10 protein-coding genes are annotated in these 21,571 nt (G+C 41.8%); all 10 read right to left on the bottom strand.

All coding sequences use genetic code 11. The features are described 5' to 3' along the window. Positions 1 to 180 precede the first annotated feature (180 nt). Positions 181 to 2,484 carry a glycosyl hydrolase family 95 catalytic domain-containing protein gene (locus ASG89_RS06930; RefSeq protein ID WP_063867745.1) on the bottom strand — a complete coding sequence of 768 codons (2,304 nt, stop codon included), beginning with the start codon at positions 2,482 to 2,484 and terminating at the stop codon, positions 181 to 183. 24 nt (positions 2,485 to 2,508) lie between these two features. Further along, positions 2,509 to 4,125, bottom strand: a complete 1,617-nt coding sequence (locus tag ASG89_RS06925; protein WP_057309867.1) for a response regulator — start codon at positions 4,123 to 4,125, stop codon at positions 2,509 to 2,511. Positions 4,126 to 4,130: 5 nt separating this feature from the next. Beyond that, complete coding sequence (locus ASG89_RS06920; RefSeq protein WP_057309866.1) at positions 4,131 to 5,921, bottom strand: sensor histidine kinase; 1,791 nt, start codon at positions 5,919 to 5,921, stop codon at positions 4,131 to 4,133. A 110-nt stretch (positions 5,922 to 6,031) separates the two neighbouring features. After that, entirely contained in the window at positions 6,032 to 7,612 is a 1,581-nt protein-coding gene (locus ASG89_RS06915; protein WP_057309865.1) for an extracellular solute-binding protein, read from the bottom strand. An 82-nt stretch (positions 7,613 to 7,694) separates the two neighbouring features. Then, a complete protein-coding gene (locus ASG89_RS06910) occupies positions 7,695 to 8,555 on the bottom strand; it encodes a carbohydrate ABC transporter permease (protein ID WP_235549644.1) in 861 nt (286 codons plus the stop codon). Between the two features lie 9 nt (positions 8,556 to 8,564). Continuing rightward, the gene (locus ASG89_RS06905; protein ID WP_081787384.1) at positions 8,565 to 9,518 is read right to left on the bottom strand and encodes an ABC transporter permease; all 954 of its coding nucleotides are present in this window, start codon (positions 9,516 to 9,518) and stop codon (positions 8,565 to 8,567) included. Between the two features lie 180 nt (positions 9,519 to 9,698). Further along, positions 9,699 to 11,675: an alginate lyase family protein gene (locus tag ASG89_RS06900; RefSeq protein ID WP_057309864.1), complete on the bottom strand. Its 1,977-nt coding sequence runs from the start codon at positions 11,673 to 11,675 to the stop codon at positions 9,699 to 9,701. Between the two features lie 251 nt (positions 11,676 to 11,926). Continuing rightward, a complete protein-coding gene (locus tag ASG89_RS06895; protein ID WP_057309863.1) occupies positions 11,927 to 18,793 on the bottom strand; it encodes a DNRLRE domain-containing protein in 6,867 nt (2,288 codons plus the stop codon). 247 nt (positions 18,794 to 19,040) lie between these two features. After that, complete coding sequence (locus ASG89_RS06890; protein WP_057309862.1) at positions 19,041 to 19,802, bottom strand: response regulator transcription factor; 762 nt, start codon at positions 19,800 to 19,802, stop codon at positions 19,041 to 19,043. Beyond that, complete coding sequence (locus ASG89_RS06885) at positions 19,774 to 21,534, bottom strand: sensor histidine kinase (protein ID WP_057309861.1); 1,761 nt, start codon at positions 21,532 to 21,534, stop codon at positions 19,774 to 19,776. The genes ASG89_RS06890 and ASG89_RS06885 overlap by 29 nt, the downstream gene beginning before the upstream one ends. Positions 21,535 to 21,571 lie beyond the last annotated feature (37 nt).

The raw sequence follows: 21,571 nt of genomic DNA, 5'->3' as shown, positions 1-21,571 counted from the left end.
GGGTCGGACCTCTACTTCGGCTACGGCACTTCAAAGGGTAAAGTTACCGTGTGGATTTGAACCACCTAGATTGTGCGACTGTGAGGCGCACACAAAAAAGAGTGAGGGAACTCCTCACTCTCTTACCTGCTACGTTTGTAAACCTACGATAAAAAATAGATGAATTAGCTTAAGGACGAACTAGGACTTATATCTTCCAATAATTCTATAAATTCCACCTGATTCAACCCTGAGGCTACACTTCCCATTACTAATGGTTTGCAATTGGATGGCAGCCAGATTTATACTTACATCGCTTATAATTTCAAATGCTTGGACATGGCAAACTCCAATGACTTTCGACTTTATAACTGCTTCAAATCGACCATCGTTAAACCATTCGATATCCACGACATACCCACCGCGGGCACGCAAACCAGTCACTCGACCCTCACGCCAAGCGCTCGGCAATGCCGGCAGCAGATGGATCACTTCCCCATGACTTTGCAGTAATAATTCCGCAATACCCGCTGTCGCGCCAAAGTTACCATCGATTTGGAAAGGCGGATGGTTATCGAAAAGATTGGGCAGTGTGGAATGAGCTAAGATTGCCAAGATGTTCTGATATGTTGTCTCGCCGTCACCTAGGCGGGCCCAGAAATTAATTAACCACGCGCGACTCCATCCTGTGTGCCCTCCGCCATTGGCGAGTCGTCGTTCTAAAGTAACTCTAGCCGCGCGGCTCAGTTCTGGCGTTGCTGTAGGTGAGATTTGATCCCCAGGGTAAAGGCTGAATAAATGTGACATGTGTCGATGACCTGGCTCAGCTTCATCATAATCTTCAAGCCATTCCTTAATTTGTCCATACTTTCCGATCTCTGTTCTAGGCAAACGATCCCTCGCAGCCACTAAGCGTTCTCTAAACAGGCAATCCCGGTCTAACTTCAGCGAAGCTTCGATGCAACCCGTAAATAAATGATTCAGAATTTGGTTATCCATCGTTGGTCCATAGCAAAGTGTCCCTGATTGACCATTAGGCAGGATATAGGTATTCTCAGGAGAAACCGAAGGATTAGTAATTAGTCGCCCATCTGGCAGTTCAGTCAAGTAGTCCAAGAAAAACGAAGCAGATTCCTTCATGGTTTCGTAAGCTTTCTCAAGAAATACTAAATCTCCATTAAATAAGTAGTGTTCATACAAATGAAGGCAGAGCCACGCGGCTCCCATCGGCCAATGCGTAGCAGGCAAATAGACATCCTGAGGAGCTGTATCTCCCCAGATATCGGTATTATGATGTGCAACGAAGCCGTCGCAGCCATACATCTCCCTAGCCGTCTTTCGTCCTGGTTCTCTCATGCGCTCAATCAAATCGAATAAGGGTTCATGACATTCGGCCAAATTGCAGATCTCTGCCGGCCAGTAATTCATCTGAGTATTAATATTAATCGTATATTTACTGTCCCATGGCGGGACCAATTGATCGTTCCAAATGCCTTGTAGATTAGCAGGTAACGCGCCAGGACGACTGCTAGCAATCAGTAAATACCTGCCAAACTGGAAGTATAAAGAGATCAGTGCGTGATCCTCTCCACCTTGCTGAACACGATACAGCCTTTCATTCGTCGGCAACCGTTCAAGCGATTCATCAGCTTCTCCCAGGATTAGCGTCACTCTATCAAACAAAACTGCATAATCCTTCTGATGCCTTTCACTCAACACTTCAAAATTATTGCAAAATGCTCGATCCAAGCGAGCTTGGCACTCCAACGCTGGTTCTTCATAACGAAATGATGTCGCCGCCGTTACGAGTATTACTAAACTATCCGCTCCCTCAACAACTAGCGTTTCTCCAATCGTCTGGACACTCCCACCTACAGCAACCGCCTTTACAGAAGCGGTATACCGAATACCATTCTCGCCACCTGTTTGGCCAAATATCCCAAGGGTACCATTACCCAAATGACTTACACCATCAATGTGCCGCCTACGAGGCCCGGCTAATCGAATATCTACCGTTATGCTCTTCGGTTGATCTGCCTCTAAACGAATGGCAATGACACTGTCAGGATAACTCGCGAACACCTCACGTCGGTAGGTGATACCACCTTGATTGAAGGAAGTAGATACCAATCCCTTCTCTAGCTCTAGCCCACGCCAATAAGATTCTACATCATCGCTCATCCCAGGAAACGTAAGATGTAAATCCCCTAAAGGCAGATAATGCCTTTGTGATTCAGGCGTACCAGATAGAGCAAGAGCGGCCAATCTCTCCGCCTCCTGTGGACGCCCATCTAACAATAACTCTCGAATCCGCCCTAAGTTCATATACGCGTCCGGATTGTTCCTATCTGATGCCCCCCCATACCAGAGGCTGTCTTCATTTAGCTGTATTCGTTCTTGTTTAACACCGCCGAAAATCATTCCCCCAAGCGTACCGTTTCCTATTGGCAACGCTTCTTCCCACACCTTGGCTGGTTCATCAAACCAAATTGCATTTTTTTTCATGCCAATTTTGCCCTCCTTGCGTGACTATTTTTTCATCACATATTGCTGCTTGAACTCAGTCGGTGTAATACCCGTTTTCTTCTTAAACACATCACTAAAATAGGACCGTTCTTCATAGCCTACTGCTTCGGCAACCTCTGACAAAGAGAGGCCCTGCACCATCAAGAGCTTGGCCTTTTCCACTTTCTCGTTAACGACAAATTGAAGCACTGACGTTCCTGTAACCTTCTTAAATAAATTCGAATAGTAACTTGAACTTAAATGAACCTGTTTGGCATAATCATTGACGGTCTCATTGATATGCAAATGGTCTTTGATATATTGAATGGATTTGGTTATCGTAATTTCCGCTTCGACTTGTTGTTTTCCTTGAAACACAACGCAATACTTGTCACATATGTCTCTGACGAAATTTTGAATATCTCTTACGTTAAGTGATAATTTGTTTAACTCCTGTACAAATTGCGCGATTGGCTGCTCTTCATTCTGATCTAATGCGATGGTTATGGATTTATCGATAGCAAGGATTAATTGTAAATACAGCGTTTTGGTCTTTTCTGGCGTCGGCTTTTGCTCCAAATAATCCCACTCCGCAAAGATACCCTCTAGTACTTCATTTGTCTTCTGAACATTTCCCGATCGAATGCCATAGATTAATTCTTTTTCTTTCTCTTCGGAATAATGACTGCCTTCAACAGGCAAGATTTGCGCAATATCGCCATAGTAAAAGATACTATTCTCAATTGTATAGAACGTATACGAGAGCGCTGTCAACGCCTGTTGAAATGACAAAGGCAAATCCACAATATGATCGACAGTCATGCCGACCCCCACAGAGATGGAGTTCTTGGTGTACCTTCGAATATTGTCGCAGTACTTCTCAGCAATCTCTAATGATTCTTCCGAGGAACTGCAATTTAACATACATACCATACGGTTAATGCCATCGCGGAATACAATACCTTTGGTAGAAGCATGGATCGTCTCTTCAATAATGTTCTGTAATGCAAAGCGAGCTAACTCAATCTCAGCGATCGAGGCATGCATATTCGTATGATTGAACTGATCAATCTCAAGTATATGAACGGCAAGCGACTCCTCCTTCATGTCGATTTGAAGAAAGTCCCACCTCTTTTTTAATGTTTGCGGATTCGAATGATAACGCACTAGAAGACTTAGATACTCTTGTCTAAGCAAGGGCATACTCTCTCTCAGCTTCCGTTCCATTTCCAACACATTCGATTGTTGTTCGGATTGCTGAAGCACTAAATCCCTCGCCTTAAAAACGATATTCATAATCTGATCCGGCATGAAGGGCTTTAGCACATAATCGAATGCCCCTAATTGAATCGCATGCTGAGCATGATCAAAGTCCGAATAGCCACTGATGAAAATGACCTTCGAATCCGGCAAAATACTTACTACATTTTCGACCATCTCGATCCCACTTAGCTTAGGCATACGTATATCCGTAATGATAATATCAGGCTTCGTTCTCTGGATAAGCTTCAACCCTTCATCCCCATTGAACGCAGTGCCAACGACAGCAATCCCATACTTCTGCCACTGGATGCGTTCCGCAATCCCATTAACGACGGTTGTAATATCATCTATGACAACCATTGTGATTACACGATTCATCCTGTTCACACTCCTCCAATTTCAATTACGCGTTCCTCTAGAGACACTAGTGGGATTTTCAGTTCTACACATGTACCTTCGTTTAGAATACTGTGAATATGCAGGGACGCATTGTCACCGTAATAGAGAATTAATCTGTTATAAATATTGCGCAGCGCATAGCTATTCTGAGTATGCGTAGATCGAATTGCTAATTCTAGTTCAGTAACAGACGCCATGCCTTTGCCGTTATCTTGAACGGTCATGACCAAATACTCATCTGTTTGGTACACTTGAATGCCGATTAATCCTTTAAAATCCGAATCTCTCAAGCCATGAAGGATGGCATTTTCAACGAGCGGCTGCAGTAAAAGCTTGAGAATCGGTAACTTCATGAGTACCTCTTCGTCATACGCTACCTCATAATTGAACAGATTTTCATAACACTTCTGCTGCAGTTTGAGGTATTGCGTGACGTGCTCTAACTCTTTGCCTATTGTGGTGAGCTCATCTCCGTTATTCAAGCCTAGTCGGAATAACAGCGAGAGTGACATAATCATTTCACGCACTTGCTCGTGCTCTTCCCCTGCGGATTTCCACAGAATCGTATTTAACGTATTGTACAAAAAGTGGGGGTCGATCTGCGCTTGCAGCACTTTGATCTCCGCCATTCGTTTCTGCTTCTCCGTTTCGGAGCTTTCGTGAATAAGATTTTGTATGCGCTCCAGCATACTGTTAAATCGCAGCCCCACTTGATTAAACTCATCATCGTAGTCATCTTTGAAACGAACCGTCAGATCGTCTTGTTCTACTCTCTTGATCAGAGATTGAAATTTATTAAGCGGTTTTAACAGTATTCTCGTCATAATCGGAGAAAGAAGAAGAGCGAGTATAATGAACCCAAGTACGGTGGCAATCGTCATCCACTTGATATATTTCATATCGGAAAGCAGTTCGTCTTTCGATTGAATATTCACGACAATCCAGTGGTCTGGGAACGTTACTCTCGAATAATTGACTAGATAGTCGACCCCATCCGCCGTATATTCAAAATTCCCCCTATCCTGGTTCAACTTTTGAACTAAATTGCGATCCTTCGCTATTTTTGAATAAGGGGACTCCATATCAAACGCCATGACTCCGTTTTCTTTATATACAAAAAGATCGCCGTTTTCTGATCCTTTATTCGCAAGAAGATAATCCTTCAACGAATTTTCTCCTACATTCACCAGAACTTTGACATCTTTTATCGGCAGCGTCCATATTGGCTCAATTAACAAACTTAGTACTTTCTGATCAGTTTCGAAAAAGGGATCTTCATGTGATTCCACCCAGGTTGGCGCAAGCATATTCTTATAATTCTTGTATATCTCACTATCTTTAAAAAGGGTCTCCGTATTCCTAACATCATTATTCGCATAGAACTCTCCAATTGGCGTGCTTATGAGAATGGACGTAATGGCAGGCTCTATTAGCTTCATTTGGAAAATAGGATTTTGGACTTGCTCATTTAAACGAAATAACTCGTATTTAGATATTTCTTTATTCGCAGCTGCAGCAGAGAGAACGTCTACGAACATTTGATTGGACATAAATGTAAGCACCGCCAATCTGACCTTACGCAGCTTTTCCTCTAAGGCTTGGGAAGATTTGTTGACCATGCTCTGGCTTATTGAATACGCTTTCTTCTCAACAACGCCAGAAGCAATATAATAAGAGGCCGTGCTGGAAACAAAGATTGCGGATACCGTGAATAATACTAGAGATAGCCATATTCTTGTTTTAAAAGATCTCTTATATTGCCATGGCTTCACCATAGAGCCCTCCCTAATTGTATGTTATTCCTATCTTAGCAAGCTAAGTTGGATATAACAATCGTGCAAAACGGGAGAGACGTGTATACACGTCACCTCCCGTACAGCTAAACTTATTTTTTGTTATAACGATCAAAAGCATCTTGGTTAATTTTAATATACTCGTCCAAGTTATTCTTCTTCAAATTGTCCAGATAGGATTGATAAGTACCTTCAATATCCGCTGCACCTAGAATCCATTTTTGACCCATTTCAGCAATAATCGTATCTAGTTTCGGTTTAATTTCATTGATACGTTTCTGTTCAGCTTCCGTGAAGTTCAAGCTCGGCAATGTGTAGTCAGAAGAAATGTACTTCTTATCCTGGTACTCTTTAATGCCCGCAAGAGCAACCGGATTCGTCCATTGTTCTTCATATGCAAAGTTCTGCCATGCTCCCATACCTGAAGATTGCGCCCCATAATTGGTAACTAGATAGCCTAATACTGGTGTTTGACTCAATGTTTTCTCTGTAAACTTTGGTTTATTATCTACCATGGTGTAAGAATCTCCATCAATGCCGAAGTTGAACATATTTCTACCTTCTTCAGTCCACCAAAAGTCAAAATATCTCATAACAGCCGCCGGATCCTTCGTTTTGGCGGACATCGCCCAACCAGATCCACCTAGAATGGCACGTTTACCGACTTCAAATACTTTTCCACCTTGGCTAGCTGGCGGAGTTACAGGTACGAAGTTTAATCCTGGATTCTCTTTTTGTAGGGATGTATTGAAAGCCGCTGTACTTGCAAACCAGTCATGCGTAGATCCGCCCGTATTTCCACCCAACAACACTTCTCTTGCTTTTTGGCGTGTGAAAATTTCCGGGTCGATCAAGCCTTCTTTAAACCATTTAGCGATATTCCCCATCGCTGTTTTATATTGTGGTTCACTTGGACCGAAGGCTAACTTGCCATCTTTGATATAAAAGGAATAGAAAGAATCCCATAAAGGCAGTAATTCATTCGTTTGCGCTAGTGGAACACTCGCATTAGCCAAGCGGTTGAAATATGGAATTTCATCCTTCTTGCCATTTCCATTCGGATCTTTCTCTCTGAAAGCTTTCAACACGTTATAGTACTCATCAACGGTTTTAGGTGCTTGTAGTCCCAGTTTATCCAGCCAATCTTTCCGGACAAACCATCCTGTTGTTGCACTTCCATCGGCTACAAAAGGAATGGTGTAAATTTTTCCATCCGCTAACGTAATGGCTTTTCTAACATCGGGACGCTCAGCCAAAAATTTAGCAAAATTCGGAGCATTCTTTTCAATTAAGTCGTTAAGCGGTTGTAAAGCACCTTGTGAACCAAGATTGTTTAAATCGGATAAGTTATAGGAAATAATGTCAGGAATCTCTCCGGAAGCGAGCATTAAATTATACGCTTGTTTAGCATCTCCACTTGACGGGGCAACATTTTTGAGTGTAACTTTCGTTTTCTCAGTAGCCTTTTTAAAAATTGGTAAATCCGTTTTAAATAAACCTGCTGCATCGAAATAAAAAATATTTAAATTCATTGGCGTTGCTACTGTACTTGTACTGGCACTAGGTACTACGCTTGCAGTTGCACTTTCTTTCGGTTCGGACGATTTGGCACAGCCTGCAAGAATGATGACAGCCAACATGGATGTTACGATTACCTTCATCTCTTTTTTCACTTTAATTACCCTCCCTTTAGTAAATACCTTTGCATTTATGTTATCGTGCGGATGCTCCGCTGCGAGTAACAACACTATCAATCTAACCCTTAAGTGATCCGATCATAACACCTTTGACAAAGTACTTTTGGATAAAAGGATACACGACAATTATCGGAATTATGGCTACGATAATGGTTGCATAGATCACGGTTTCCCCAGTTGTAAACATATCGCTCATCATACTATCGGATGGCTTCATCTGAACCACAAGCTTATTCAGTAAGACTTGCAGCGGGAGTTTCTCATCGCTTCGCAGTAAGATCATCGCCCAGAAATAACCATTCCAACGCGAAACCGCATAGAAGAGTGCAATGGTAAACAGCGAAGCCTTGGAGAGCGGCAAAATAATTTTAAATAAAACACCCGCGTCACTTGCCCCATCAATCTTGGATGATTCAACCAATTCTTCCGGAATGGACTGAAAAAAAGTCCTCAGAATGATGAAATTAAACGTGGATATCGCAAAACCAATGATAATTCCAAAGCGACTATCTAATAAATGCAGGTCACGAAAATTTAAATACATGGGAATCGTACCTGGCCCGAAAATAAGAGTAAAAGAAATCACTAAGTTGAAGAATGTTTTTCCTATTAATCGGCGTCTCGAAAGCGCATAAGCGCCACATATCGTCAGAGCAAGACTTACGAATGTCCCCACGACCGTGTAATATAACGTGTTGAGATAACCCGAATATATCCCCTTTTCCTTAAACACGGCATGATAGGCATCCCATGTAATTTCCTTTGGCCATAGCAGTACTCTTCCCATAACAACAGCCTGTGGTGAGCTCATTGAGGCCGATAACACATAGATGAAAGGATATACGGCTATTAGGGCTAAAATGAATAGAAAGATATAATTAAAGAAATAAAACGTTTTTTCTCCTCGACTTTCAAGCATGCTCATCACCTACCATAATCCGTTATCTGTGTATTTCTTGCTTAACCAATTGGAAAAGAAAATAAGAATTAGTCCGACAACTGAATTGAATAATCCCACCGCCGTAGCCATATCATACCGACCATTAACGATACCTTCGCGATATACATAGGTTCCTATTACATCAGCTGTACTATACGTAACAGGCTGATACAGGAGGATGATCGCCTCATATCCAACATCAAGTAGATGACCTACTTTTAATATTAACAAAATCATAATTGTTGGGAGAATGCCTGGTAACGTAACGTTCAGCATTCGCTTCCATTTATTCGCTCCGTCGATGACGGCGGCTTCATATAATTCGGTGTTGATGCCAGCAAGTGCGGCTAGATAGATAATGGCTGAAAACCCTGCATCCTGCCACACATTCATCGACATTAAAATAGTTCGAAAGTAACCAGGAATTGTTAAAAAATAAATTTTGTCAAACCCAAACATCTCAATAATTTGATTAACTAACCCGTTCGTCGGCGACAAAAAGTTTGTCACAATACCGCTGACAATGACCACCGAGATAAAATGCGGCATGTAAGTTAACGTCTGCACGGCTTTTTTGAAGAACATATTCTTCACTTCATTAAGTAACAGCGCCAACACGATGGGAGCCGGAAACACAAAGAGTAGACTGTACAGGCTGATGATCAGCGTGTTTTTAAAGACACGGATGAAATACTCACTGCTTAGGAACTCCGTAAAGTGTTTGAATCCAACCCATGGACTGCCTTCAATGCCTTTAAAAATACTGTAATCTTTAAAAGCAATCTGAATTCCGTACATCGGTTTAAATAGGAATAATGCATACCACAACAGAAACGGAATTAAAAGAAAGTAGAAAAATCGATCTCGTTTGATTTGAGCCCAAATGGTACTTTTTGAAATGGTATAGGATCTTTTAAGTGCTTGTGTCTGCTTAACTTCCATCGTAACTAACACCTTTCTTTCTTTGTAAGCAACTGCTTCTATACTTTTATTATAAGCTATGAAAATGTCGATTCAGAGGCAAATTCCAACTGCATGAGAGGGGGATTCCTATGATTATTGGAGGTAAAATGAAAGGATCAAGCGATTTGTTACTCGCTTGATCCTCCACTAATCCCATTTTTACTGAATGCTTACATTATCAAAAGTCGCCGTTGTGAGTGTCGTATTCACGTGGGACGTCACAGCAAGACCGACATAAGCTGTACTCGCTGCCGAAATAGTCGAGGAGCCTGACTGCGTCCATGTGATTCCATCTGGTGAAATGTATGTCGTCACAGTGTTCCCAGAACGCGTAGCTTTAATCCAATAAGGTGCGCTGACCGTTGCCGAAGTCGTGGAGTTCGTTGCTGCGCCAGGTGCTGTTCGATATTGGAAAACGGCGTTGGTAGGCTTCAAAGCTGCGAATACATTGCTACCATTTCCAAATAAAGACTCTCTGACCATAATCCCAGCCTTCGCAGATGAGTTCGTATTCGTCAAGCTGACAACTCGTGCTGTAATTGTACGATCTCCTTTTAAGGGCACATAAGCGAATCGGAATAGATCCGTATTATTCCAAATATCACTCCCCGATCCTTTCACTGTATACGTACCAGAGCTATAACTGTAGCTACCCGCTACTCCCACAGCACCGATATCCTGCGAGGCGAATGGAATTTGTGATGTCGCAGATGACAATGTCGTGGCACTTACCGTGCTGCTAGGCAATGATGTGTTTGATTTCGCATCATATGCGCTTACCTGATAACTATAGGCAGTTGAAGCCGTTAAACCCGCATCTGTATAATTGGGAGATTGCGAATATCCTACAATGGATCCATTCCTGTATATTTTGTAACCGCTTACGGCAATGTTGTCGGTTGTAGGTGTCCAACTCAAGTTCACAACTTTATTAGATAGCGGTGTAGCAGTTAATCCCGTTGGTGCCACTGGTTTTGTTGAATCCGTAATTGTGCCGAGTCTGTAGGCAAATGTAATATAAGCAGTATCCGAATCTGTAGCCGGCATCCCGTTCATATAGGTTGTCGTAAACGGAGCCGTCATTCCCTTACGGGCTACATAATGCGCATAGACCAATTCATTCTGTGCCCAGTCAATGGTTGCACTTCTTCCCGTTGCATTAATCCCGCTCCATGGCCCCATCGTACAACGTCCGTAGCTAGCGTCCCACGAAGTTGGGGAGTTGCCGAGATTATAATTTGACCAATATTCCGTTCCAGCTAGGATCCGATTGTCCGCGTCACCATATAAATCAATACCTTGCTTCCAAGCAATTTCCGCAATAACCGTCAAGTTTCCGAGACCCCCGAGTGCATGGACCTGATCACGACCTGACTCCGAGATTTGACCCGTAGACATAATATTACGTGTCATCCCAGCACAATCGTTTGTTCTAAAGTTGGAAATAGCGGAATTAAACATAGTTTGATTGTTCGTAAAGATGGCGATAGAAATCATTGATTTCATCGCAGAGCCACCCCAGTTTGCATCTCCAGGAGTCGAGATCTGTGGGTAGAATACATTGGTTAACATAGTTTCCAACTGCGTGATATTGGAAGAAACCCAGCCAGAACTGCTATAACGAAGTAACTCGCCCGCATTAGCTAGGAATATACCATTATCCCCAGCAGCAAGCTGTGCATCTGTTCCAGCAATCATGGTAAGCGTACTCGACCAAGCGTTCAAAATCTCAATCGCCTTATTGGCATACGCCTGCGTACCTGTCACATTCCACAGAAGCGCGTTGTAATAAGCTGCTCTCGCATCATTCTCCAAGGCACTATTTCCATAGTTGGCATCTGTACATGTGGCTAGCGTTGTATCATTTCGGCAAACCTTACTAAACGGTCCCTGCTTCGCATAACTAGAGGATGCTTTAGCATCTGTTTTAAAATTTGTTAACGCTGATTTCCATGGTTCTGTGTTCTGATTCGCAATCATCCTCGTAATATCCGCCGCACTGTGCAAAATTCCCGGATGAGTGAATGTAGCCGCTTCTACCTCTTTCGGGAGAGCAACACCGAGTGTGGAAGCAAGCAAGCTGAACATTACAAACATGAAACAAATGAGTCTTACACTGTAAAACTTTTTGAACATAAAATCACTCCTTTTCTTGGATTAAAATCCAGCATATAAATCGCTATAGAAAGCGTTTACAGTTGGTATTGTATCGAGTACCTATAGGGCTTGATAGGCAAAATCCGATGAAAATAGAGGGGAAATCCAACTAAACCGAAGTAACCATAGAAAAAACGGCAGTCTAGGATGTGAAATGATTCCTAGACTGCCGTTGCTTTGATTATCCTTATGAATTTATCGCATCTAAACATCCAAAAACCAATAAAACTTTAGTTGTTCATTGTGTTATAGATGCTGTACATGAGAACAGCTGCCTGTGCTCTGTTCGTTGTTGCTTTAGGGTGAATTCCCTGATCATAGCCGCTTACCAAGCCTGCTGCAATAAGGGCCTCAACACTAGCCTTCGCATAATCTGCAACCATATTGGCATCTGTGAATGCGGCTAATGCTTTGCTGGAATCCTTTGATTGCAATTGCTTAGATGCCTTTAGCGCTCTCACTGTTAAGACCATCATGTCCTCTCTTGTGATCGGAGCTAGTGGGTTGAAGTTATTCCCCAGATCTCCATCCGTAATGCCAAGCGATCTGGCCATTCGAACTGCATCGGCATAATACGCACTTTCTGGAACATCTTTGAAACTCTCACCTAGAGGGGCATTTAGTTCCAGCACTCTAGATAGTAATAGAAGGAAGTCAGCTCGAGTAACTTGATCCATTGGGTTATATTGCTTTTCCGATGAACCATTTACAATACCTTTAGACGCGAGAACTTCGATTTGCTTCTTCGCCCAATTGATGTTAGTAATATCCTCAAAAGATTTAGTGACATATGCTACGGCATATTGACTGAAATGTGTTGTTTTGAATGTCACTTGACCTGTGGAAGCATCATATTTACCGTTTGTTACTGGAACGATTTGACCTGCTGCATCCAAGTACCAGACAACGAGATGCTCTTGATTTTGCAGTTCCTTGGATGTTGGAGAGTATGGTATCGAAACTGTAACAGGCGCTTCCGAATTACTCCAGTTAATCGACTTGCCACCAGCAAGGATACTTAATTCAACAACTGGATGTGTTCCTATTTGCTGCTGCAAATCAGTTCCAATCGTACTAAGATCCACTTTAGCAATTTTAAAAGTGATTTCTGATTGCGATAATGTGTTTGGTGATATCATTGATGCAGGGAGTTGAACAACACCAAATGGTGTGGCAATTTCCAAATACGAACTATCTGTTAGTGTAGATATCACTTCTGCTGGTATAGTTAATTCATATTCTTTAGCTATTGCCGATTCAGATAGTTCAACTCGAACAGATCCTACAGATTTCATTTGTGCTGCTGCCTGTTTCCACTCTGATGCATCTAATGCAACGCTAGCTGTTTGTCCATTAAGCTTTATATCTTTCTTAAACACGTTGTCATTATTGTTAGTTCCAGAATTTGTTCCTGGGCTCGTTCCAGAATTTGTTCCTGGGTTTGTTCCTGTGTCTGTTCCTGGATTCGTTCCTGGGTCTGTTCCTGGATTTGTTCCTGGGTCTGTTCCTGGATTCGTTCCTGGGTCTGTTCCTGGATTCGTTCCTGGGTCTGTTCCTGGATCTGTTCCTGGATCTGTTCCTGGATCTGTTCCTGGATCTGTTCCTGGGTCTGTTCCTGGATCCGTTCCTGGGTCTGTTCCTGGATCCGTTCCTGGATCTGTTCCTGGGTCTGTGCTTTTATCCAGTTTCAACGTAACTTCCTTGTTGATTCCAGCACTTGTCGCGATTACGACAATTTCCGAATCGGTTGCATTGCTTGCTATTTTGACAATGCCATGATTCGCATCCAAATCTACACCTGATGGACTTCCACTCAAAGACCACACAATGGAAACATCCTGAGAATTGGTATCGCATAGATCAACAGCTTTATTTTTACATTGCACAATTAGATTATTGTATTGGTCAAGCACAGTACCAGTGAGAATTGCCTTCACTTCGCCGCTGTTCGGTATCATTACTTCAGTGCTTCCTGTGTATTCTATGCTTGTTGGCACTGGCGTGTTGAGAGATTGTGATTTCAGAATCATCATCTCGTTCCCAGCAATTTGCAGAGTCACTGCATTTCCATCCAAATTATAAATGGAACCTGATCTCATATCTGCAAGTGCCTCTGTAGAAGGTATAGCTACAGTTTGTGCCGCGCTATTGTTATTAACGACAGCAATCATCCATTTCCCATCAGGTGTTTGAATCTTATAAGCCGATACATCTGCGTTATTGACTGAGAGATTCTCTTGTGTGATACCCTCCCCGCCATTTGCCACAGGGTAAAGGACAGTTAAGAAATTCTGTCCCGGCGTCGCTTCAATCCGGAACATATCGAGCAGATATTGGCCATTGGCCGCAGGAAACATCTTAGAGGAACCGCCCTGCTGAACACTGATAGTTGGATTTGAAGGTTGTAAAATAGTCGTCTCCAATCCAGTTCCATAGAAACCAGATGTTTGCACTTTTGTGCCTGTTCCGGTAAAACCCGTACCTTGTGAATTCACAGGTACACCGTTCACACTCGTTTGCTGTGATACGAGCGGCAATGTATAACGGCTTCCGTTGGCGCTGTTGCCTTTCATTTGATCCCAAATGACATAGGCTTCAATTCCATTTTTTACATAAGCAATGTTCCTTTTATACGTACCTGATGTTGAACTAAGATCAACCTTAGAATAGTCCATAGCTTGAGATGTATAGAAATCTTCTTGCTTTACTAGGTCAGGATTATCTATAGAACCTCCACTTGCATTCTTGAAAGTAGCAACTGCATGGTTGTTTGACTGACTGTAGTAAGCTGCTGATCCATCAAAATAACTTTCGACACCCGGATCCAAAACTAACGGGGTACTATTGGCATATAACAGAAAGGATCCATTGTCAGCGTGCTGATGACCCATATAAATCTCTCTAGCCATTTGCACGAAGTAGCTTTCGTTAGGTCTATTATAGTTGTTGCGGAATATCTGATAACCAGTTCTTCCTGTGAAATTAGATGATCCTAATTCAAGTCCAACATTATCCTTGTTATCTGTATTCGTTGGCAAGAAGAAATTTTGAATTGCAATGCCTTCACCACCATAAGATCCAAGAGGACTTCCTGCGCGCTTATACGTCTCGTATAGTTGAGCAGCCAGTTTAGAATCTGTTTTCTCCACTTCGTCCAGATAATTGGCGAACGGAACAAAAAGACTGCCATTGCTCGTTGTATGATCACCAAAACCAGGAGTTCCAATTTGATTGTCAAAAAATTCGTAAGCAGGTGTCTCAACAAGCATTAGAAAATTAAACAACGGAGTAATGTATTTTGGGAACCAATCTTCACCTGTCGCAACACGAAGTGCTCTAACAAAAGGAGCGATCTTCCCTAAAGTAGCTGAGTGATAACGTAGCGATTCGGGCCACCCGCCGTCACTATTTACGTGATATATCATCTGTCCTTTGAGCAATGCCTTAGCATTATCCAAAATTGCACTTGCATTTGGGTAATCCGGTATTGTCAACGCTAGCAAACCAGCACCTACAGCCATATCGGTATTCCAATTGGTTGTGTTATCGGCATTTTGTTTCGCAGTTAATTCTTGTCGATCCCGTATATCTGTCAAATAATCAAACAAATATTGCAGTTGCCCATAGAATTCTTTTCGCTCTTCAGCCGTATACAGGTTAGGGGCATCTTTAATAAATGAATAGGTCGAAGCCAGTGATGATGCGTTCCTGCCTGCTTGTACTTGACCATAAGCATCGATCCCAAAAGGCCGTTTGTCTCCAGCAAACCAGTTCTCGGCGCCTTGAGAGAAGTCATTTAACAGCCATTTCATACGGTATTTCGCTTTCTGCGCATATTGAATATCGCCTGTTACTGCGTAGACGATGGCATCCGCTTGCATATACAAATTACTATCTGCAATACCGATTGCGGAAGGTGTATTCGCTGTAAGGATACGCGTGTCAGCAACACCGTTAGTTGTTATAACATTTCCATCACTATCTTTAAACGTAAATACGAGATTAACGCCTACATCATTTTTGAATCTTCCGTCAATTTTCACATTATACGTAAGTGAGTACTTATTATCTAAGGCCGTAAGTGGAAAGTCACTTGTCAACTTCCATTTGCCCTCATCATTGTCTGTTGGATTTGAAATATACAGAGACTGATTCCCCGCGAATACATAATTAGAACGCTTTTCAACTGTGAGAACAGGGTTTCCCTTTATAACCACTGGACTCCAACTAGGAACATTGTCTCCTTCAAAACTTGCATTAGGCACCTGTAAATCACCCGAAGAGGTAGTCGGATATATCCTTAAATTATCTACCCAGACATGGCCCAAACCATCTTGCTCATTCGATGAGGACGGTAATGTAATTTCCATCGTAGCAGACTTTGCACCTGCTGGAGCTGTGAAACTAACGTTTTTCATACCTGTCCAAATTTTAAATTTATTGTTCAGTACATTATAATCTAGCTGATCTGTGATGTTTAATTCATTCATTTCTTTAAGATCATTTATCGACATCTGATCAGACAATGACTTCAAGTAATCATATTGTTCTTTCAAGGGAGAATGCGTAACATCCTCTTTGAACTGCTGAAGCTCTTCAGATGTATAGAATAAGGTAGACCCAGAGTCATTCTGTAAACGAAGCACTTGCGTATTTCTCATCTCGCGTGCAGCATTATATAACCGAACAATTGATTTAGCTGTAACATAAGAATCAGAGCCAGCATAGGCCGTTTTCACCTCAGCAAGAACGGAGTTCACTTTATCGAGGGCAGCTTGCTGTGGATATTGACCAGCTTGGCTACCCACTACCGCGTTCCCAACTAGTTCTTCCGCATACTGGACTGCTTGATCATATGTTTCTTTCACTTTCATTGTATCCATCGTTCGGCTCGTGATGGTGATCACCGGCCAATAACTTTGGTTAGCAGCCTCTCGTGAATAAAATTCATGAGTAGTCCCTGAATTGACTCGTGCTGTAAATGTAATCATTCCGTCTTTTGCCTTTTCATCAGCAACTGCGTTAGTGACGTCCCAATTGCCGCCTAGATTGCCTGTTAACACTTGTGGCCCAACCAATATCGTACTGTTATCGCTTGCTTTCGGTGCATTGTTACGAGTAAACGTGTTCTCATTCCATGTGTCATCCGCATTCACATTTACCGTGATCGTTTCATTATTCGATTTAGCATTTGTTAATTTCAATTTAGCGCTCAGGATATCGTTCCCCACTGAACCTAAATCAAACTTCAAATACGCCATTCGGAAAGTATCACCTTGCAATTGCAGGGTGGTAGCCGTTCCATAGTTTGTACCAGCGTTAAGTCCGCTAACAAAGGTATCTGCAGTGGGATATAAGCTTGTTGTTGAATAATGTCTACCGAGATAACTTGCGTTTTTATACCACTGTATGACGGGTAAGATGCCGTAAATACCATTATCCTCCGGATAACCAGAAACAAACGTTGAATAGCTCAACATAGTTTGAATCGTATCATCGACACGTGGATTTCTAAACTGCCGATTGTGGGCAAAGGGTAAAACATACGTATTGTTTAACAACGATTTGCCTAAATCAATCTGATATTTCAGTGCAGCTTTTGCTTCTTCTGTGTTAAATTCAGGTTGAATGACAAGCAAGGTTTCTGCTTGCCAGACCGTCTCTTTCAATGTCTGACGATAGACCGAATATTCAACCGTATTTTTGCTCGCATCTGTAAACACATAGGATAAAGCCGATGTTTTAATCATCGCAGATCCTGCTGCTATCACTCCGTCAATGGTTGCGCGATAGTCGGTATGCGGATCACCGATCTTACTGCGTGCCCGAGCAATTTTAGCAACAAATGCATCATAAGCCGTTTGTGTCACTTCACCTGGGCCATTACCAACTTTCGTTTCCGCTGCATATTGGTCTGCTACGGCTAGTACACTTGGTAGACTCTCTTGTATGCCTGTTTCCTGTGGTTGAAGTGCACTCACAATCAAATTGTAAGTTCCCCATCTCAATTCGCCTTGGTTATTGCCATATACCGTGACTTGAACAGTTGCAGTACTTTCATTGGGTAGCGGTTTGGTTACATATCCCTCTGAACTGATCACGTTGGGATTACTGCTAACAAATGAAAATAGCGACCCATTAGCACCCTGTGTAGGCATGTCATTATTGATATATTTGCCATTGTATAAATTTAATGCAGCCAAATCTCCCTCTGCCAGTAAGCCCGGATCAGAAGCAGGATCCCTGGTAACTTTAACATTCACTGTTTTTATCTTTGGGGAGGAAGATGTAAACGTTGACGTCACTTTAAGTTGTACGGTTTTATCACCCGCAAACCAGTTTGGTCTGGTTACTTTACCATCATTCGAAATGACTGATTGATCGTTGGATTCATAAGTAATTGAGGAACCCCTATTTCCCACTAACAATAAATTACTTGTTATCACTGTGCCATCGCTTAATCCAAGATCATTCAAGTCTAGTTGGGCCACTTCATCAGGTGTAGCTACTCTCGATGTTGTCACGACCAACGTTGGCTTGACGCTCCCTCTAGATGAACTAAAAGTATCGGCAACGCTTCCAATTGTATCGATCATAAGCGTTATTTTTTTATCGCCTTGATACTCTGTGCTCACCTTATTCGTCAGTTCGGTTGAGGCAACTCTTGTGCTCGTATCTTTGCCTGTAGGTCGGAAAGAAGCAACTAGCACATCGCCTTTAGCACCTGTTCTGCTATCGACTCTCGTATTGTAGTTCATCGACGTTACCCAATCGTCATACACAATATGAGTTACGGACATTGTATTCGTGGTTAAACTATCCGTCCTATACAAATTTAGTGCGGCATTCGAAATCGTTCCCTGAAGGCCCGACAAATTAAATCGCAAATAGGAAATACGGCCACTTCCAACTGTCAAACTGGTATCGCTTGCATAATTAGTAGTTGCAGCCCCACTTCTCACAAATGTATCCGCTTCCGGGTATAAGGTGATATCTTCCGTAAGTATGAAATCTTCTGCATGTACCGGCTTAGGAGTAACAGCAAATATGGAAATTAGCATGCTTAAAATCAATAACAATGATAGTTGCTTCTTCAAGTTAAAACCCTCCCTTATTACTTTTCACAACATGACTACATCTGGACACTTTGTTGTTAATGTCGAAAAATCCCTTCCCTCTTCGTTTATGCTGATAATGATTTTATTATATGAAATGCGCCTTCAATTTAAGAGGCGAATTTCTATTATAATAGTACGTAATTCCTACTATTCGTTTCGTAAATAAATAATTATAAACACAAGTAAAAAAAGCCCGAGTTGATCCCGAGCACTCCAGCACAGTAAACTAAATTAATTCTTTTTTCGACTTCCCTCTGAAATCTCCTGGCGTTTGACCCGTATATTTACGAAATACTTTATAGAATGTCCGACGGTTTTCAAAGCCTACATGTTTCGCAATTTTCTCCATAGACATCCCCTCCATCCCGATTAGCAACTGCTTAGCCTTCTCTACGCGGACTTCATTGAGATGAAAATTAAAAGTAATGCCCATTTCTTTTTTGAAAATTTGTCCTACATATACAGGATGCTGATCCAACAGTGAGGCTGCATCACTTAGAGAAATATCATTCATATAATTTGTTTTTATATAATCAATTATCATTCTTATGTTCTCGTTTGATATCTCTTGTGGTTGATATGCTTCTATTATTTCTTGCTGAATACTTTGCTTCTCATTTAATATCTCAATTGCCATTTTTTTTAATAATTTTGCTAGTTCCAGCTCATTAATAGGTTTCAACAAGTATTCTTTGACTTGTAAGCGAATTCCCTCACGTGCATAGGTAAACTCGTCGTATCCAGAGAGAATGATGAAACGAGTGACATCTTTCTTCTGGGCCTCACGAATCAAGGTCAAACCATCCATTTCAGGCATTTGAATGTCGGTTATGATCAAATCAGGACGAAAGTATGCCATTGTCTCAAGTGCTTCAATGCCGTCGTTAGCCGTAACAATTTTAGTAAAAGCGGTATTCTCCTTTTCTACCATATCTCTTATACCTGCTAAAATAATCGGTTCATCGTCCACGATCATCAACTTTAGCATCTCTGTTCCCCTTTACATATAATCGTAGTGAGCACACTGTTCCTTCACCAGTTACGCTGCTAAACATCACACCAGACTGTCCCCCAAAATAAGCTTTCACTCGTTCCACCACATTGGTAAGACCAATACCCGTTACTTGGTTCTCCTCACTCACTGCAATGACTTCACCAGTAAGAACTTGTCTCAATGCAATAAGCCTATCCTCGGAGATACCTGATCCGTTGTCCGATACCTCGATAATTGCGTAATCCTGCTCGATCGTGAATCGAATGGCGATTCGCTTGGCTCCTCTTCGTTTGGATAGTCCGTGAAGAATACTATTTTCCACAAGAGGCTGCAAAATAAATCGAGGGCATTTTAAAGACAGCATCTCCTCATGAGGGAATATTTCACATTCAAGATCTTGCATTCGAATTTGGTGAATAGAGAGATATCTTTTCACATTGTTTAACTCATCCTGGAGAGTCGTTTCATCTTGCTTAGTCAAGCTGTATCGTAAAAGATCCCCGAGGGAATAAGCCATATCCGCAACTGTAACATCACCACTTGCCCTTGCCAGCATACGCATGGTTTCCAATGTATTATATAAAAAATGTGGTTGTATCTGCGCTTGAAGCATCCTAAATTCTGCTTCTTTCTTCAGTAATTCTACTCTTTGGACACGATTTACCAACTCATCTATGCGGTTGATCATCGCGTTGTAGCTCAAGATCAGAAACCCAACCTCATCCTTTCCTGTTCGTCCGGTATACGGATGATGCAAGGAATCTGCTTCAACCCGACGCATGTGTCGCGACAATAGAAGTAGTCGCTTGGTTAAGGTAGAAACAAATACATAATATAGAATAGTTAACAATGCAAGTAGTACACAACCTCCAATGATCCATCCAAACTTATGACGGAGTAGTGTAAACATGGCATCTTTCTTATTCATCTCAACAAGTGTAAGTCCCAGCCTTGGAAGGCTAGTCGAATTGACGAGCAGTTCATTGTGAGCAAACCGATTCTCTCCATTCCCACTTGCAATGGACAAAGACTTCATCTCTGCTATTTGATTGACTGTGAAAGCAGCGTCTATTTTTTGATATACGATATTGCCATCTTGATTCACCAAAAGAATCGCATTATTAGGATGCAAATTACGAAGCTGCTGGAGATACTCAACGAAAAATGTAGGTTGGACTGTTAATTGAAGTACACCAAGATCATTGGAGTAGGTGTCGTTATAAATCTTGTGAAAGTAAGAAAGTGACGGTACTTCCATAGAGGAATCAATGGTCCATAACCCTTTCTTCGGACTCAAAGTATTCCAACCAGAGGTTTTACTAATCGTGTCCAATTCATGATAAGACTTAAAACCGCTAACATTTATCAGCCGTTCCTCATATTTAGGGTATATGGTTATATTTTTAACAAATTTCTCTCCCAGATAAGAAAATGAAATAGTCGGGACGATTTCTTTTAAATAATAGTATATTAAATCTCGATCGTTGGTGTAATCGCCTCGCAAAAATTCAATTAATGCGTTATTATTCTGAAATACCGAGTAAAGTGATTCGATTTTAAGTAGGCTTGAGTCCAGATTTACAGCCAATTGCTCCATATTTTGCTGGTTCGCTAGTTGGTACTGGGACACGAACTTATCATTCATTTGATTATAAACAAAATAGGTAAAGGTAAGAAACGGAATAATAATCAGAAGAATATAGCCTATGATCATTTTAGTACTCATGCGCATCTCCATCACAACTCCGTTTCTAAAATGAACG

This window comes from Paenibacillus sp. Soil766, assembly GCF_001428105.1.
Lineage (GTDB): Bacteria > Bacillota > Bacilli > Paenibacillales > NBRC-103111 > Paenibacillus_E.
The sequence above is the reverse complement of the archived record's forward strand: the minus strand, read 5'-3'. Positions and strand labels throughout refer to the sequence as shown.

Bases quoted from the DNA above. Each gene is read 5' to 3' on its own strand.
- ASG89_RS06930 (WP_063867745.1), bottom strand. From the start codon at position 2,484: ATGAAAAAAAATGCAATTTGGTTTGATGAACCAGCCAAGGTGTGGGAA.
- ASG89_RS06890 (WP_057309862.1), bottom strand. From the start codon at position 19,802: ATGCTAAAGTTGATGATCGTGGACGATGAACCGATTATTTTAGCAGGT.
- ASG89_RS06885 (WP_057309861.1), bottom strand. From the start codon at position 21,534: ATGAGTACTAAAATGATCATAGGCTATATTCTTCTGATTATTATTCCG.
- ASG89_RS06910 (WP_235549644.1), bottom strand. From the start codon at position 8,555: ATGCTTGAAAGTCGAGGAGAAAAAACGTTTTATTTCTTTAATTATATC.
- ASG89_RS06925 (WP_057309867.1), bottom strand. From the start codon at position 4,125: ATGAATCGTGTAATCACAATGGTTGTCATAGATGATATTACAACCGTC.
- ASG89_RS06920 (WP_057309866.1), bottom strand. From the start codon at position 5,921: ATGGTGAAGCCATGGCAATATAAGAGATCTTTTAAAACAAGAATATGG.
- ASG89_RS06905 (WP_081787384.1), bottom strand. From the start codon at position 9,518: ATGGAAGTTAAGCAGACACAAGCACTTAAAAGATCCTATACCATTTCA.
- ASG89_RS06900 (WP_057309864.1), bottom strand. From the start codon at position 11,675: ATGTTCAAAAAGTTTTACAGTGTAAGACTCATTTGTTTCATGTTTGTA.